Source organism: Vagococcus salmoninarum, from assembly GCF_003987495.1.
Lineage (GTDB): Bacteria > Bacillota > Bacilli > Lactobacillales > Vagococcaceae > Vagococcus_D > Vagococcus_D salmoninarum.
This window is the reverse complement of sequence record NZ_NGJU01000022.1, coordinates 12,121-29,647: the sequence shown is the minus strand read 5'-3', so window position 1 is coordinate 29,647 and position 17,527 is coordinate 12,121. Positions and strand designations below refer to the sequence as shown.

The 17,527-nt window shown below is 38.6% G+C and carries 12 protein-coding genes; all 12 read left to right on the top strand.

The window, feature by feature from the left end:
• Positions 1 to 9: 9 nt before the first annotated feature.
• The 12 genes from aroB to CBF35_RS12625 all read left to right on the top strand — a co-directional run bounded on the left by aroB (position 10) and on the right by CBF35_RS12625 (position 17,351).
• A complete protein-coding gene (gene aroB, locus CBF35_RS12680) occupies positions 10 to 1,080 on the top strand; it encodes a 3-dehydroquinate synthase (protein ID WP_126781776.1) in 1,071 nt (356 codons plus the stop codon).
• 2 nt (positions 1,081 to 1,082) lie between these two features.
• Entirely contained in the window at positions 1,083 to 1,562 is a 480-nt protein-coding gene (locus tag CBF35_RS12675) for a GNAT family N-acetyltransferase (protein ID WP_126781774.1), read from the top strand.
• 24 nt (positions 1,563 to 1,586) lie between these two features.
• Positions 1,587 to 2,753 (top strand): chorismate synthase, encoded by a 1,167-nt coding sequence (gene aroC / locus CBF35_RS12670; protein WP_126781772.1) that lies wholly within the window; start codon positions 1,587 to 1,589, stop codon positions 2,751 to 2,753.
• 21 nt (positions 2,754 to 2,774) lie between these two features.
• The gene (locus CBF35_RS12665; protein WP_244922604.1) at positions 2,775 to 3,884 is read left to right on the top strand and encodes a prephenate dehydrogenase; all 1,110 of its coding nucleotides are present in this window, start codon (positions 2,775 to 2,777) and stop codon (positions 3,882 to 3,884) included.
• The gene (gene aroA / locus CBF35_RS12660) at positions 3,874 to 5,184 is read left to right on the top strand and encodes a 3-phosphoshikimate 1-carboxyvinyltransferase (protein WP_126781770.1); all 1,311 of its coding nucleotides are present in this window, start codon (positions 3,874 to 3,876) and stop codon (positions 5,182 to 5,184) included. The genes CBF35_RS12665 and aroA overlap by 11 nt, the downstream gene beginning before the upstream one ends.
• 1 nt (position 5,185) lies before the next feature.
• A complete protein-coding gene (locus CBF35_RS12655) occupies positions 5,186 to 5,707 on the top strand; it encodes a shikimate kinase (RefSeq protein WP_126781768.1) in 522 nt (173 codons plus the stop codon).
• On the top strand, positions 5,704 to 6,549 hold the full coding sequence (gene pheA, locus CBF35_RS12650) for a prephenate dehydratase (protein WP_126781766.1): 846 nt from the start codon (positions 5,704 to 5,706) through the stop codon (positions 6,547 to 6,549). Before CBF35_RS12655 ends, pheA begins: the two co-directional genes overlap by 4 nt.
• 133 nt (positions 6,550 to 6,682) lie before the next feature.
• Positions 6,683 to 7,699, top strand: a complete 1,017-nt coding sequence (locus CBF35_RS12645; protein ID WP_244922603.1) for an LCP family protein — start codon at positions 6,683 to 6,685, stop codon at positions 7,697 to 7,699.
• A 93-nt stretch (positions 7,700 to 7,792) separates the two neighbouring features.
• Positions 7,793 to 8,641 carry a DegV family protein gene (locus CBF35_RS12640; protein WP_126781764.1) on the top strand — a complete coding sequence of 283 codons (849 nt, stop codon included), beginning with the start codon at positions 7,793 to 7,795 and terminating at the stop codon, positions 8,639 to 8,641.
• Between the two features lie 79 nt (positions 8,642 to 8,720).
• Positions 8,721 to 9,278, top strand: a complete 558-nt coding sequence (locus tag CBF35_RS12635) for a DNA-3-methyladenine glycosylase I (RefSeq protein WP_126781838.1) — start codon at positions 8,721 to 8,723, stop codon at positions 9,276 to 9,278.
• A 186-nt stretch (positions 9,279 to 9,464) separates the two neighbouring features.
• Complete coding sequence (locus tag CBF35_RS12630; protein ID WP_126781762.1) at positions 9,465 to 10,358, top strand: Rgg/GadR/MutR family transcriptional regulator; 894 nt, start codon at positions 9,465 to 9,467, stop codon at positions 10,356 to 10,358.
• A 486-nt stretch (positions 10,359 to 10,844) separates the two neighbouring features.
• Positions 10,845 to 17,351, top strand: a complete 6,507-nt coding sequence (locus CBF35_RS12625) for a SpaA isopeptide-forming pilin-related protein (protein ID WP_126781759.1) — start codon at positions 10,845 to 10,847, stop codon at positions 17,349 to 17,351.
• Positions 17,352 to 17,527: the final 176 nt, after the last annotated feature.

Below are 17,527 nucleotides of genomic sequence, written 5' to 3'. Positions count from 1 at the left end.
AGCAGTCAGATGGACTTAAAAGTAACTTTACCCACTCATCAATATACTTTGAAAATCGGCGAGAACTTACTCAGTTCGCTAGGCCCATGGGTCGCGGAATTGTGGAGCAAACAAAAAGTGATGATTATTACCGATCGAAATGTCTCAGAGCTTTATGGTCAACAAGTGATTGAGAGTTTGCAAGCAAGTGGCTTTGAAGTCGGTCTTTACGCGATTGAACCAGGGGAAGCTAGTAAAAGTTTAGCAAATGCCGAAAAGTTATATGAATGGTTAGCCGCAGAGGAAATGACTCGCAAAGACGGCATCATTGCTTTAGGTGGCGGTGTCGTTGGTGATTTAGCTGGCTTTGTAGCTTCAACGTATATGCGGGGCTTACATTTCTTACAAGTCCCCACAACGTTACTTGCCCAAGTCGATAGTAGCATTGGTGGCAAAACCGCCGTAAATAGTTCCGTTGCCAAAAATCTAATTGGCACTTTTGCTCAACCTGATGGGGTCTTAATTGATACAGCTACTTTAAAAACATTAGAACCTCGCCGAGTTCAAGAAGGGATTGCTGAAATTGTAAAATCCGCAGCGATTGCGGATATTGCTTTATGGCAGTTATTAGAGAGTTTTTCTTCAACCGCAGAACTATTGGCACACAGCACAGAAGTGATTGAAGCTTGTTGCCGAGTGAAGCGGGGCGTAGTTGAAACAGATGAAAAAGATACGGGCCAACGTTTAATCTTAAATTTTGGTCACACAATCGGTCATGCCATTGAAAATACTAGTGGTTATGGCGTTGTCACTCACGGTGAAGCCGTGGCCATTGGTATGGTGCAAATTAGCCAAGTTGCCGAAAGCAAAGGCTTAATGCCCCAAGGTATAACTGCTCAATTAAAAGAAATGTTAGTAAAATTTAGTTTGCCAACGAGAGCCGAAAACTGGCAGCCGGAACAGTTATTTAAGGCGATTACCCATGATAAAAAAGCTGGTGGCTCACAGATTAAAATCATTTTATTAAGTGAACTTGGTAAAGCTAAAATAGTTGAATTAGCAACAGCAGAAATGGTGGATTATTTAAAAAGAGGTGAATAAACATGGTTCATAAAATTAATTTAGTCCAAATCCAAGTTGAGGAACTTTCAACATTTTGGCAAATTCAAAAAGTTAGTTTTCAAGACTTACTAACTAAGTACCAAGATTTTGAAACAAATCCTAGCAACGAATCTTTAGAACGGGTTAGCCAGCGTTATCAAAGAAAGGGAACTAAATTTTATTTTATAACTAGCTCAAACAAAGCGATCGGTGGTGTTGTTGTGACTAAAACAGGCGAAGGGACTGCTCATATTGGCCCAATATTCATTAAACCGACTGAACAAGGGAAAGGCTACGGTCAAATAGCGATGCTGGCAGTTGAAAAGACTTACCCAGAAATTAAGGAGTGGCAACTAGATACTATTAAAGAAGAGCGTAAACTTATTCACCTTTATCAAAAAATTGGCTATCAATTTCAAGGTAATGGTCAAAAGATCAAAGAAAATATGACTATTATAGACTTAATTAAAATAAGCGACTAACAAGTCCGATTAGGAGGCAATAAAATGAGATTTATTACAGCAGGAGAATCCCATGGTCCAGAGTTAACAACAATCATTGAAGGCTTACCAGCGGGAATTCCTTTAAGCGTTGAAGATATCAATCACGAATTAGCCCGGAGACAAGTTGGTTACGGCCGTGGTGGTCGGATGTTAATTGAGAAAGACCAAGTTAGAATTACTTCTGGAGTGCGTCATGGCGAAACATTAGGCTCGCCGATTACTTTAGTTGTTGAAAATAAAGATTGGAAAAATTGGCAATCAGTCATGTCGATTGAAGCAGTGACGGAAAAAGAAAAGAAAAAGCGTCGCGTTTCCAAACCTCGCCCAGGTCATGCCGATTTAGTCGGTGGCATAAAATATGATTTTAAAGACTTACGAAACGTCTTAGAACGGTCATCTGCCAGAGAGACAACGATGCGAGTTGCAATTGGTGGAATCGCCAAAAAAGTGTTAAGTGAATTAGGGGTGGAAGTTGCCGGTCACGTCATTGAAATCGGTGGGGTTCGTGGCACTGTCCCAGATGAACTAACTGTGGCGGAAATCCGTGAGACGTCGGAAAAGTCAGAAGTCAGATGTCTTGATCCTAAAGTTGAAAGTGACATGAAAGCTGTGATTGATGAGGCTAAAAAAACTGGTAATACAGTTGGTGGTGTCGTTGAAGTGATTATTGGCGGTGTGCCAGTTGGCTTAGGTAGTTACACTCAATGGGATCAAAAATTAGACGGCAAAATCGCCCAAGCCATTACAAGTATTAATGCTTTTAAAGGGGCAGAATTCGGCGTTGGCTTTGAAGCTGCCCGCCTACCAGGTAGTGAAGTCATGGATGAAATTTTATGGGATGAAACCAATGGCTACACTCGTCGCAGTAATAACTTAGGTGGTTTTGAAGGTGGTATGACAAATGGTATGCCAATCGTCGTTCGTGGCGTGATGAAGCCGATTCCCACCTTATACAAACCACTTCAAAGTGTTGACATCGATTCAAAAGAAATTTTCAAAGCTAGTGTTGAACGGTCAGACAGTTGTGCTGTGCCAGCAGCTAGTGTTGTAGCTGAGGCAGTCGTGGCAACGGAAATTATGCAAGCGATGTTTGATAAGTTTGAAAGTGACTCTTTCCGCCGGATGAAAGCAGCCGTTACTGCTTACCGAGAAGAAGTCCGCCTATTTTAAGCTAGAAAGGAGCCACTTCAAGTGACTGACATAAAAAAAATATTACTAGTAGGCACAGGTTTAATTGGTGGCTCACTGGCTTTAAACATTAAAGAAGAGTTTCCAGAAATGATCATTTACGGCTTAGATAATAACCAAGAATCCCTTAAATTAGCTTTACAGTCTGGGGTTATTTCGAAGATTGCCCTAAATTTTGAAGAAACAGTCCAAGAAGTCCAAATGGTGATTTTATGTACACCAGTCAAACAAGCCATGAGTTACTTACAACGGCTTGCCAATGTACCATTGACTCAACCGATTTTAGTGACCGATGTTGGCAGTACGAAGATGGAAATTATGTTGATGGCAAAAAGCCTTAAAAATCCTTTAGTCACCTTCATTGGTGGTCATCCAATGGCAGGCTCCCATAAAACGGGCTTTATCGCTGCCGATCGTAATTTATTCGAAAATGCTTACTTTATTTTGACCTCTGCTGATGAAGGCCAAGAACGAGAGTTGACACAATTAAGGGAATTATACCGTGGCACTCGTGGTAAATTTATCTACTTAACAGCTCCAGAACATGATGAGATGGTGGCTGTTGTTAGTCATTTGCCTCATATTATTGCGGCTAGTTTAGTCAATCAGCAACAAGGTTTTGCAAAAGAGTACCCACTAGTTAATCAACTAGCGGCTGGTGGGTTTCGTGATATTACGCGAATCGCTTCTTCAAGTCCCTTGATGTGGCGGGATATCTTAATGAGTAACCGTCAACCTTTAATTAAGCAACTTGAGGATTGGCAAGGAGAAATGAGCAAAATTCGGACTTTTTTGGAAACGGGTAATGAAGAAGAGATCTTTTCATTCTTTTTAAAAGCTAAGGAACAGCGGGACAGCTTACCAAAACGGAAAGCTGGGGCCTTAGCTAGTTTCAACGACTTATTAGTTGAAGTGCAAGATTACGCTGGTCAAATTGCGAAAATTACGACTATTTTAGCAGAGGCTGATTTATCTTTAACTAACTTAAAAATCATTGAAAATCGAGAAGACATCTACGGTACTTTACAGTTAACTTTTAAGTATGCTGGGGATGTTATGATTGCGAAAGAACACTTAGAAACTATAGGAGGTTATCGTTGCCATGAAAAGTAATGGTGAATTACGAGTATTACAAACAAAGGCTCAAGGAATCAAGGGGCAGTTAAAAGTACCAGGGGATAAATCAATTTCCCATCGCAGCATTATGTTTGGTGCCTTGGCTCATGGTAAAACGGTGATTCATGATTTCCTAAGAGCGGATGATTGTTTAGCAACAAAAAGTATGTTTGAAACTTTAGGAGTTAAAATTGATGACGATGGCCAAGTCATAACGGTTCACGGTCAAGGCTTAGAAGGCTTGAAAGCTCCTAGTCAAGCCATTGATATTGGCAATTCGGGCACAACGATTCGTTTAAGTTTAGGGTTGTTAAGTCGGGCTAATTTCACGACAACCTTATTCGGTGATGACTCGATTGCTAAACGACCGATGAAACGAGTGATGTTACCTTTGCAAGAAATGGGCGCCACTTGTTTTGGAACGGCAGGCACAGAATTTCCACCTATTACTATAGAAGGAACGAGTCACCTTCATGGAATTACGTATCACATGCCAGTGGCTAGTGCTCAAGTTAAATCAGCGATTTTATTAGCTGCTTTACACGCAGAGGGGCAAACTCTGATTCATGAAAAAGAACTAACTAGAAATCATACAGAAATGATGATTCGTCAATTTGGTGGCGAAATTAATGTTCAAGGGAAAGAGATTAGCTTACGAGGCCCCCAAAAATTATCCGGTCAAGAAGTCATCGTACCAGGGGATATTTCTTCAGCAGCTTTCTTTTTAGTAGCAGGCTTAATCCTTGAAAACTCCGAAATCACCTTAAAGAATGTCGGCTTAAACCAGACTCGCACAGGAATTATTGATGTGATTCAAGCCATGGGTGGTCAAATCGCCGTTGATTTAACTGATGCTCAAAATGAGCTAGGAGAGATTACCGTTAGTTCCAGCAATCTTAAAGGCATCACTATTGGCGGCGAGATTATTCCTCGCTTAATTGATGAACTACCAATAATCGCCTTGTTAGCGACTCAATGTCAAGGTCAAACGATTATTAAAGATGCTGAAGAGTTGAAAGTTAAAGAAACTAATCGGATTGATGCAACAGCTTGTGAGCTGAAAAAATTAGGGGCCCAAGTTGAAATTACTGCCGATGGGATGATTATTACTGGTCCAACCCCACTTCATCAAGGAGAGGTGACTAGTTATGGTGATCACCGGATTGGTATGATGTTAGCGATTGCCGCTTTATTAGTCAATGAAGGAGAAGTCAGATTAGCTCAGAGTGAGGCAGTAGCTGTCTCTTACCCGAATTTTTATGCAGACTTAGCTAGTCTTGTGAAAGTAGGAAATTAATATGGCAGAAATCATTTTGATTGGTTTTATGGGAGCCGGTAAAACAACAGTTGGTCGCTTATTAGCCGAAAAACTTGAACTAGAGTTGACTGACATTGACCATAAACTAGAACAGACTTACCAGCTTTCTGTGGCGGAGTTTTTTAACCAATACGGGGAAGCTGCTTTTAGAGTAGCGGAACAAGAAGTGTTAAAACAAGCCTTAGCAGATTCGGGGATTATTGCTACAGGTGGTGGCATTGTTGTTGAAGCAGCAAATCGTCAGTTACTTCAGAAACAAGGCTGTGTGATCTACTTAAAAAATAGCAGCCAAGCAGCCTATGACCGAGTGACTAAAGATCACATGAATCTTAGACCTTTAGCAGTCAATGGTGACAAAGGGAGTTTTTATCAATTACATGCCAGTCGTCAAAAGTTATATCAAGAAGCGAGCCAGCTGACAATCGACACAGATGACTTAACGCCTAGTCAAGTTGCTTCACGAATTATCAGTGAATTAAAAGGGAAGGTGGGAGACAGATGAAGATCGGCTATTTAGGACCTAAAGGCTCATTTACTTCGATTGCCAGCCAAAGACTGGCACCGACGGCAGAACACCTAGCTTATCCGACAATCATTAGTTGTTTAGCTGGCTTAGAGCAGGATGAAGTGACACAAGTCGTCGTACCGATTGAGAATACAATTGAAGGAACCGTTAATGGAACCATTGATTATCTTTTTCAAAGCCAAGGACTGGGAATCAAGGAAGAAGTAGTGATGCCGATTTTACAGCAATTATTCATTAATCAAGAGCAGAATTACGAATTAAATCAGATCAAAGTCGTCTATTCGCATCCTCAGGCCTTAGCCCAATCCCAACAGTTTTTACATTCTCAGCTTCCTCAAGCAGAACTGAAAACCGTGGATTCCACGGCGTTAGCGGCTGAAATAGTTGGTAGTAAAGAACCTTTATTCTCGGCGGCAATTGGTCATCGGGATTGTCAAAATGAGTTCAAAGTGAAAATTTTGGCAGAAGATATCCAAGACTTAAGGTATAACAAGACTTCTTTTTGGGTTATTGAAAAAACCTCAGCAAAACCTGAAATAAATCTGGCTCAGACGAAACAATCAATCTGTGTAGTAATGCCAAATAACTTGCCAGGGGCTTTACAAAAAGTTTTAACTGCTTTTAGTTGGCGAGATATCAATTTAAGCAAAATTCAATCTCGGCCTTTAAAAACAGTCTTAGGAGAATATTTTTTTGTGATAGAAATCGTTAGAACCCCAAATAATCATAGCTTAATCGCGAATAGTTTAGCTGAAATTCGTCTGTTAGGTGGCATTGTTAAAGACTTAGGTAGTTATACTAGTCAAGAAGTAAGGTAGCGTTCATCAGCTACCTTATTTTTAATTTATAAGAAATTCCATAAGAATCTCTAAAAACCATTGCAAATACTTGAATTTAAGCTATGCTGAAGAATAGGATATTTTGTTTTAAAATAAATTCGAGGTGACACGTATGTCAAGAATGGAAAGATTCCATAGTGAAGAACAAACAGGCGCTAAAAATGAAGAAGGATTGAACAATTCACCACAAGGTAAAAAACCTAAGAAACCTAAAAAAGTTAAAGAACATCGGGGCAGTGTGGCTCAAAGTTTTGGGAAATTGCTCTTATTAATAATCGTTTTATTAGCTGCTTTTAGTTTCTATGAATACAATAAGGGGATCCGGGTCGCCAAAAATGACGAAGACTTTGGGGAAATTGAAATTACCGATTTTTCAGGCCAAAAGAGTCAAGATGGCTCAATCAATGTCCTACTATTAGGGAGCGACTCCCGGGGAGACGATATGGGACGTTCAGATTCAATTATGATTGCTCATTACAACAAGAAAGATAAAACCCCTAAAATCGTTTCCTTTATGCGAGACACCTATGCTAATATTCCTGGCTACGGCTACAATAAAATCAATGCCGCGTATTCTTTTGGCGGACCAGAACTCGTTAGACAAACAATCAAAGCAACCTTTGATATTGATGTCGAGTATTATGCCATTGTTAACTTTGGCTCTTTTCCGAAAGTCATAGACACTTTAGTTCCTAATGGCTTAGAAATTGATGCGGAGAAAGACCTTGAAGTCGAAGGCGACGATATCAAAAAAGGGCTGCAACGAATGGACGGCCACTTAGCCTTACAATATTCTCGTTTTAGAAAAGATGAAGAAGGTGACTTCGGTCGAGTGCGACGTCAACAACAAGTCATTAACGGTATCTTTGACCAAGGACTATCGTTAAAAAATAGTCACAACTTGCCAGAAGCGATTGGTAAAGTTCAAGGTTACACCTCAACTAACGTTCCAGCTAAGATTTATCCAGGAATTGTTAAAGATTTCTTATTTGGCTTATCGAAACCTTTAGACAAGTTAGTCGTTCCAGTTGAAGGTTCTTGGGATTACAATTCTTATCCAGATGCGGGGAGTGTCTTAGAAATTGATGAGTCTGTTAATAGTCAAGCCATTAAAAACTTTTTAAATTAAGTAGTCATTGATAAGTAGGTAGTTGTTATTTCTTGTCAGCTAAAATTATGATATAGTTAAAGTAATTTCCATTAGATAAAGTGAGGTATAAAGATGAAAACCGCAGTTGTGACTGATAGTACCGCCTATTTAACCGAAGAATTAAAAAATCACCCAGATTTATTTGTCATTCCAATTCCTGTCATATTAGATGGCAAAATTTATAATGAAGGCATTGATATTGAAGCCAATGATTATTACGAACTTTTAAATAATAGTAAAGAGTTCCCAACAACCTCTCAACCTTCGATTGGTGAAGTCTTAGAGATGTATCAAGAGATTGCGAGAGCAGGCTATCAACGAGTCATAAGCATTCATTTGTCTTCTGGGATTTCCGGCTTTGTCAATAATTTAATATCTATGGCCCCAGGCATAGAAGAAATTGAAGTCTTACCTTTTGACTCGAAAATTACGAGTATGCCGATGGGTCATATGGTAAAAACGACTCTAGAAATGATTGCAGCAGAGGAATCTGTGGCAGATATTTTCAAACGTTTAGAAAAGATTCGTGAGAATACCGAAGCCTTTTTAGTCGTAGATGACTTAAAAATCTTAGTCCGAGGAGGCCGACTTAAAAATGGGGCGGCTTTAATCGGTAGTTTACTTAAAATTAAGCCAATCTTAAAATTTGATAATGGCGATATTGTGTTATCAGAAAAAATCCGTTCAACGAAAAAAGCGTTAGCTCGAGTGGAAGATTTGATGGCTAAGCGCTATAAAAAAAGTAAAGATGAGTTAACATTTTTCATCATTCACGCGAATAGTATTGCGATTGCGGAATTAGAGAAAAAAGAAATGGAAGAAAAATACCCAGGTATTAAGATTGAAATTGGTCACATTGGGCCAGTTGTTGGCACCCATATTGGGGAAAAAGCGATTGTTTTTGCTTGGTGTGGTCAATAAAACAAGCAAAAAAGAGAACCAAAGAGGACCTTGCTTTGGTTCTCTTTTTCTGAAATTAGGAGGAGGATAAATGACTAAAATTGAACGTTGTAGTTGGGCTAATGTTAGTCTTAATGAACAAAAGTACCATGATGAAGAATGGGGAATTCCTGTTAAAGAAGATCACCTTTTATTTGAAGTCCTTGTTTTGGAAAGTATGCAATCAGGTTTGAGTTGGGCCACGATTTTAAGTAAACGAAGCACTCTTAGAGCTGCTTACGAAGAATTTACGCCAGAAAAAGTAGCCGTATTTGATGAACAAAAAGTGACTGACTTACTAAATGACCCTGGGGTGATCCGTCATAAACTAAAAATTAAAGCCACGATCACTAATGCCCAACAATTTTTAGCCATTCAAAAAGAATGGGGCAGCTTCACCAGCTACATCTGGCACTTTACTGAAAATCAAGTGATTAATACTCAGTGGTTAGACATTAGTCACGTTCCTAGTACGAGCCCCCTTTCAGAAGCAATTAGTAAAGATTTAAAAAAGCGGGGCTTTAAATTTTTAGGTCCAACAACGGTCTATTCTTTTTTACAAGCAGTTGGAATTGTCAACGACCACGTTGTGACTTGTTTCAAAAACATTGCAGAATAAAAGTCTACAATAGTGGACTTCACTCCGAGGCGGCAAGGGTTGTTCTGATTTTTAAAAGTGTTTCTAGTTTTACAACGCTGTTAAATCAAGGTTATTAAAGAAGTCCTAATTATAGGACATTTACTTGTTCCGTTATTTAGAGATTTTTGGTATACTTTAGACAGTTAAAATAAAGGAGTGCTGAAAGTGAAAGGGTACGGGGAAACAATTAGAACCATTCGCCAAGAAAAAGGCTTTTTACAAAAGGAAATCTATGATGGGGTCGTAGCTAAAAGTTTCGCTATTCGCTTTGAAAAAGGCGAAGTGATGTTACAATATGATACTTTTCTAACAGTCTTAAACAGTTTAAATATAACAGTAGATGAATTTCATTTTATTCATCAAAATTATCAATTAGTAGTCGAAAAAAACTTTTGGACAGAATTTACCGAAGGAGTCAGTAGTAGCAATGAGCGGAAACTACTTAATGTCTACGATCAAGAAGTTAATAGTAAGCGGGTGTTTAATCGAGTGGTTGCTTATTTAGCCCGTGGTTTAGCGACCTACTATCAAGTGACCACGGAAAATTTAGCCCAGGCCTTAAATAAAGAAGAAATCAGTTATGTGGAGAACTACTTTTTAAGGAAAAAATTATGGACCTTAGATGATGTGACTTGTATCAATTTGATGTATCCTATTTTAAAACCGGCTATTCGAAAAGAGCTTTTTAAGAAAGCCCATCAAGAACTTCTTAATTATCGTGATTTCCCTAATTACTATGAACGAATGACTAGCTTTTTAAGTGACTATATTTTACTCTGTTACGAAGAGGCTGACTATCAAGAAGGTAATTTATGGTTTGTAAAGTTACAGTCTTTGCCAAGACGTAAGGAAAGTATTTATTTTGGACTTAAAATTACTTTGTGCGAAGCTTACTATGTTTATACTAAAAAAGATTTTGTTCGCTCAGAAGAACTGATCAACAACTATGTCACAGTCCTATCTAGTATTGGTTATCATGCAGAAGGCGAGCAAGACATGAAACAGTTTAGAAATTTCAAGCGTAAGTTTGATTCATACCATATGCGAATTATTCGATAGTCCCAGCTTAAAAACATTAAGGTCTAAGGGGAAGAAGGCTTAAGGGGTTAAATGAAAACAAAGCTGCTTCACCTCTTTTTTGAAAGAAAAAAAGATGAATCAGGAAGTTTTTTTAAAAGTAATTATCGTAAAAAGCTGATGACCCTTGGTCTCGGCTTTTTTTGTTGATGAGAAAGTAGTGAAGAAGAAGTAAGGAAAGTTAAATACAGTCGTTATTTTATTGTCATTTTTAATTTCTATGTTCACGACACCCTGTTTTTAAAAGGTTTATTTGTCATGAAAGCTACGTTAATTCCGAAAGTGTGTATTTTGAGTGTAAATACTTTATATTAAACAATTCTGTATGATATACTTGCCTTAAGTTGTTCGTTAAACTTTAATCAAACGAACGGCTAGCGAGTAGTGAAAGCCTTATCACAAGTGCTTAGGCGTTTTGTTACACGCGTTATTTATAAGACTATAACTATTAGAAATGGGGTTTGTAAGATGAAAAAGAGATGGACAGTAGTTTCACTTGTAATTTTGTTATTTCAGTATTTTTCTCCATTAGTTGCAGTTGCTGAGAGCCTTAGCAATAATTCAGACAGTTTTGCAATTACGCAACTAAGTGTCAATGATGGCGCAGTAATAAAGGATGAAGTCGTACCGATTAAACTTAAAGGTACCGCAACAACGAGTAGTAAAGTAACACGAACAATTAATTTAGTCGGTGCTACAGCTGTTGCAGGGACTAATGGCCAAGTCACAAGTGATTCTGGTGTGATCGGTCAATTTAGTTCAAGTGGCGCAAGGGTTTCCGTGACACTAAACCCAGAAGTAAATGGTGATTTTGAAATAAATTTCCAAGGTAAAATCCTTGATACTGAGACGCTGCAGCAATCGATTAGCGTGAATGGCGAATTTGGTTCAGTACCCTCGGCAATTACTCTGGCAGACTCACCAACGACAGATAGTTCAGAAAATATATTAGAAACAGGAACATCGGCCAGTTCTCAGACTGCAGAAAGTGATGAGTCAAGTCAAGTCACCGAAACAGAGGAATCGGCAACAACAGAGTCTGAAACAAAAGAAACTGAAACAAGTCAAAGCAAAGCACCAACTAAAGCACCGGCAAAAGCAGCCGCTAAAAGAGGACCACAAAATGTGGCAGATTTTTTTGCAAGTAGTGCAAGTGGTCAAAGTAATCTATTTACAAGTGCCATATGGGTCGATAAACTTGGCGAAGGCGCCGTGGAAATTAAGGACCCCTCAGCTCACATTGGCGAGATGGTCTACTTAAATTTTAACTACAACATTCCTGAAGACGTGCGGGAACAAATGCAAGACGGTGACTTTTATGAAGTTCAATTGCCTGCTGAAATATCAATTAAGACGCCGATCGATTTTGAATTAGTTGGCGAGCATGGTGTCTATGGCACAGGCCGGATTGAGACTGACGGTAAAATGACTATTACGTTTAATGATAAAGTGAAAGAGGAATCCAATATTAGCGGTGTCGTAAATGTTGGTGGAACACTGGCACAAGGCAACATGCCGGGACCTGGCGACAATACAATTGACATTCCATTCTTAGAAGAAAATGAAGGGTTGCCAATTAATGTTAAACCTAAAACGGAAGAAACAATTAGAAAGACTGGTCATCCAGACAAACAAGTTAATCCAAATCAATTAATTTGGGAAGTTGACATCAACGTTGGCTTAGAAAAATTAACCAATGCGGTTGTTACTGAAAGTTTCCCAGAAGGAACTGAATATGAAAGTGTGGCAGTTTATAAAGTCAAAGTTGATTTCAATGGTGTTATCATTCCTGGAGAAAAAGAACCTATGGAGGAAGGGAAAGATTACACAGTCGACAGTAATGGCAATGTGACCTTTATTGGTGAAATTAAAGATGCTTACCGGATTGAGTACACAACTAATATTAATCCTGATAGTAAGCCTGGACCAGAAGGTGGCGAAGTGGCATACAAAAATACGGTAACGATTAAGTCTGACGAGTTGACAGAAGAAATTCCAGCTAGTAGCACGATTACTTCTAAATATAATAAAAGTTTAGATAAAGTCAATGCCGGCTACGATCCGAAAACTCAAACAATGAAATGGACAATTAAGTACAACTACACAGAGAATAATATTCTTGAAGAAAATGCAACAATTGAAGATACGTTTACTAGTAAAATGATTTTATTAGATGAAACTATGGTCCTTAATCGAGTATCTTTTGATGAACAAGGACTACCAATTGAAGGTGCAGCTTTAGTTGAAGGTCAAGATTATACGTTAACGCCTAATCCTGATGGGGATGGCTTCATAATTCAATTCGTTGGTAAGGTTGACTACGCTGTCAATGTTCACTACGAAACACAAATTGATGAAGAAGTCACTGGTAATCAAGATTATGGCAACAAAGTCATTGATGGTAATGGTAACCAAGGGGGATCACATGGTGGCGCCACGCAACAAGGTTTAATTAAAAACTTAGTGAATGTCAATCATGCCAGTAAAGTCATTAACTGGGAAATTTTAATCAACCAAAACGGTTATGAATTAAATAATTGGTCAATGAAAGACACAATGAGTCCTGGATTAACTTTATCTTATCCAGATGGCCGAAAATTTGTGATTCAAGATTTAACAGAAAATAAAGTCTTAGAAAAAGATGTTGATTATACTTTTGTTTATGATGAAGAAGCTGGTACGATCGATATCGCCTTTATTGGTGAGTATGCTCAAACATCAAATAAATTCAAAATACTATATGATACTAAATTTGATACTGCGGCTTTAAATGAAGCAGATTTAGAAGTTTTCACTAACGATGTGACGTCGACATGGACGAACAAAGATGGTTCTTCTTTGACCTCGAAGGATCATGACGAGTACGAGCCTAAGGCTGAAGATAGTGAAGATGGTAAGAAATCTGGGGACTATAATGCTCTGACTAAAGAAGTCACTTGGACTTTATCTATTAACTACAATGCTCAAGATTTAGGACAAGTAACAATTACTGATCCGATTACTTCAAATCAAAAGTATGTTACTGGTAGTTTACAGGCCTTTAAATACACGATTAATCCAAGTAATGGCGAAATTGTTAAAGGTGAGGAAGTCTTGCCTTCAGAATTTGAGACGAAGTACAAAATTCAAGAACCAGATGCGACTAACGGTCAAGTCTTAACAATTGATATTAATAAGGTTGGTACGAAAGACCAACTACTCTTTACTTTTAAAACAAGTTTAGACGGAGAAGTTATTTTAGCTAGTAATACTTACCATAATAAAGCAACAGTCAGTGCCTCGAAAGTTGATGGTGATTTTTCAATCCAAGGGGACGTTTCGATTGCTAATGGTGGCAGTTTGATCCAAAAAACAGGGTCGCAAGAAAAAGATGGTTACTTACATTGGAATGCGACAGTTAACCCAAGTCAATCAACAGTCTATGATGCGGTTATTACTGATAATCCTTCAGCGAATCAATCCATTGATGAAAGTTCAATCAAACTCTATGAAACAATTGTGACTGAAAAAGGGAAAATTTCTAAAGGTGAGGAATTAGACCCAAGTAAGTATGTTATTAAGCTAGTGACAGATCAAGACACAGGTGAACAAGAGTTAACAGTGACCTTTACTGATGAAAAGATTGAAAAAGCTTATATTTTAGAATATCGAGCAATGTTAATGTTAGAAAAACCAAATGGCGAAACAGCCACGAATAAAATTAAACTATCAGGTACAAATAAAGAAGACATCGAAGAAGAAATTTCCAAAGAAGTTGGTGTTAGTGCCTCAGAAGGTGGCGGGACAGCCGTCGGTGAAACAGGTACTTTAACCATTCGTAAAACCGATGAAGATGGTCTCGTTTTAACAGGGGCAAGTTTTGAATTATGGGATAAAAAGCAAACACAAGTGTTACGTGAAGGTGATGTTGACGCTGACGGCGTTTTAGCTTTTAAGAAATTACCTTACGGCGAATACTATTTAAAAGAAACAAAAGCACCAACTGGCCACAACATTATGGAAGATTTAAAAACTGGTCGCAAAGTCACAATTAATAAAGATAGTTCAGCAGCCGGAGCGTTGCTAGACATTATTAATGAAGCTTCCGAAGTAGAATTGACTAAAGAAGGGCAAGATGGCACGAAATTAGCCGGAGCGACTTTTAAACTAGAAGTCTTCTTAAATGGTGCTTGGTCTCAAACGCCTAACGGTCAAGGAATGACTACAGATGAAGATGGCAAGTTAGCAGTTAAAGGCTTAACCCCTGGGAAATATCGTTTTACTGAAATGGTTGCTCCGAGTAAGCCACAAGAATACTTACTAGATCCAACACCAATTGAATTTGAAGTGACTGCTGACGAATTAGGTCAATCCCCTAAAGTAACTGTTGGCCCAGTTATTAACTACTTAGGTTCAGCTAGCTTCATCAAAAAAGATGGTAAGGATTTAAACAAAGTTTTAGCAGGTGCTGAATTTAAAGTTGTTAGAATTAAAAATGGTCTCGGTCAAGCAGTAGTTGAACCAAACCCAGCAGTCTTTACCTCAAATGCTGAAGGTGAAGTTAAGCTAACTAATTTATCGCCGGGAACTTATGAATTAACAGAAACGAAAGCTCCGGCAGGTTATTTATTAAATACTAATAAAGTGACCTTTGATATTGCAAAAACCCAAGCCGGTCAACCAGAAAACCTTAATTTGGAAGACTTCCTTGATTACCAAGGAACGATTAACTTTGTTAAAAAAGCTGTCGATAATCTTGGGAATGTTGCAGGTAACTTAGCAAATGCTGAGTTTGAAATTAGCTCAGTCGATGGAAAAACGACTCAAACGGTTACAAGTGATGCTGATGGTTTAGTGGCAGTTAGCGGACTTGCGCCCGGGGATTACACGGTTAAAGAAACAAAAGCCCCCGTCGATAAAGATGGCAAGGCGTATATCTTAAATACCGAGGTTGTTGAATTTACAATTCCAGCAGAAGCAGCTGGGGAACCTGACCCAATTGTCTTAAGTGATTTCTTAAACTATAAAGGCAGTGTGAATTTAGTTAAAGTCAATACTGCTAATGAGGGACTTCAAGGGGCAGAGTTTACGTTGTATCTAGTGAGTGATCATTGGAATAACGACCCACTAGGTGTCTTCGAATCAGACAGCGAAGGTAAGCTCAAAGTGACTGATTTAAGTCCTGGTGGATACAAGTTAATTGAAACAAAGGCACCAATTTTAAATGCTGACGAAGGTACGTCATATGTTAAAAATGCTTATCCGCGTTTCTTTGAAATTAAAGGGGAACAGGAAGGGGCAGTTGAAACAATTGACCTTGGCGATTACCAAAACTTTAAAGGTCGAGCGGTCATTAGTAAAGCCGATGGGGATCAAGAAGACACATTTTTACCAGGTGCTGAGTTTGATCTTTATCAATTAATTGAAGGTGATGAAGGAACTGGCACAGAACCCGAAGAGAAGTTTATTCGCGACATTGTTTCAACGGAAGCGGGTGGCCTAGCCCTTGACAATCTAGGGGTTGGTTCATACAAGTTAATTGAAACAAAAGCACCAGATGGTTACATCATCAATGCTAACCCAATCTTTATTACAGTCACGCAAGAAGACATTGATGACCCAACGAATGAAGATGCCTACGAGTTTAATAACTACAAAGGCAGTGTTAAATTCAAGAAAACTGATGAAGGAAGTAAACTGTTAGTCGGTGCCGAGTTTAATATTTATTCAGTAGACGAAAATAACAAACCAAGTGAAACACCAGTTAATGAAAAACCAATCACATCTGAAAATGGCGAGTTCCTTTTTGAAGGGATTGGTGACGGCTCTTACGTGTTAGTTGAAACGAAGGCAGCTACTGGACATATCTTAAATACCCAGGCCTATGCTTTCACAATTGAGCCCCATGTTGGTAAACCAGAAGTCGTGGAACTAGCAGACTTCATTAATTACCAAGGTGAAATTAGCTTAGTGAAAACAAACGAAGCTGGCGAAGGCTTAGCTGGCGCCGAGTTTACGATTCAATCACTGACTGATCCAAGCCAAGAGAGTCTACAAGTCACTAGTCAAGACGAAGGTCTAATTACAGTCAAAGACTTAGCGCCTGGGGACTACAGCTTAACAGAAACGAAAGCTGGGACAGGCTACTTATTAAATACGACAGTCGTTGAATTTAATATTCCGACTGAATTCTCTGGTAAACCAGAAGTTCTTGAATTAGCAGACTTCATTAATTACCAAGGTGAAATGAGTTTTGTTAAAAAATCTGAAACTGGGCAAGAATTGTTAGACGCCCAATTCAAAATTGTTTCAGCCGATGGTCAAATCACTAAAACGGCAACTAGTAATAAAGCTGGTTTAGTCGCCTTTGAAGGCTTAGCGCCAGGTCAATACACCTTAAGTGAAACGTCTCCTGCACCGAATTATTTATTAAATAAAGAGACAGTTGACTTTGAGATACTAGCTGAATTCTCAGGTAAACCAAAAGTTGTTGAATTAGCAGACTTTATTAACTACCAAGGGTCAGTTGAATTGACTAAAGTTGATAAAAAAGACGCTAAAACTGTTTTAGCAGGGGCTGAATTCAAATTAGAAGATAGCCAAGGGCAAGTTGTCGCAGATAAGTTAGTGACTGACAAAACAGGTAAAGTGGCAGTTGAGACTTTAACTGAAGGAACGTACTATTTTGTCGAAACAAAAGCACCAACAGGTTACAAGCTTTCAACTGAGAAACTAAAAGTTGATATTAAAGCCAGTGTTGGTAAACCAGAGATGGTTGAAGTTAGTTTCGAAAATAGCAAAATACCTGAAGAACCAAATAAACCAGGGAAACCGGGCGAACCGGGGAAACCAGGTAAACCAGGTAAACCGACAACACCAAACAGTGGTAAGTTACCGCAAACGGGAGCTGTAAATGGCTCGCCTTATCTCTATCTTGGTATTGCGATTCTAGTAATTTTAGGAAATGTTTATCGGGTACGTCGTAAAGAAAATTAAGAAATAGCAAGAATTTTTTAAGAAGTCTTTCACAAGTATCTAAGATACGAGTGGAAGGCTTCTTTGACTTTTAAAAGATAAAAAAGTCAATAGTGACGAAGATGTTCGGCAAACTGCACAAATCGTTATTGTCAGAAAATTTCACAAGTGTTTTTCATCACTTACAGGAGAAGAAG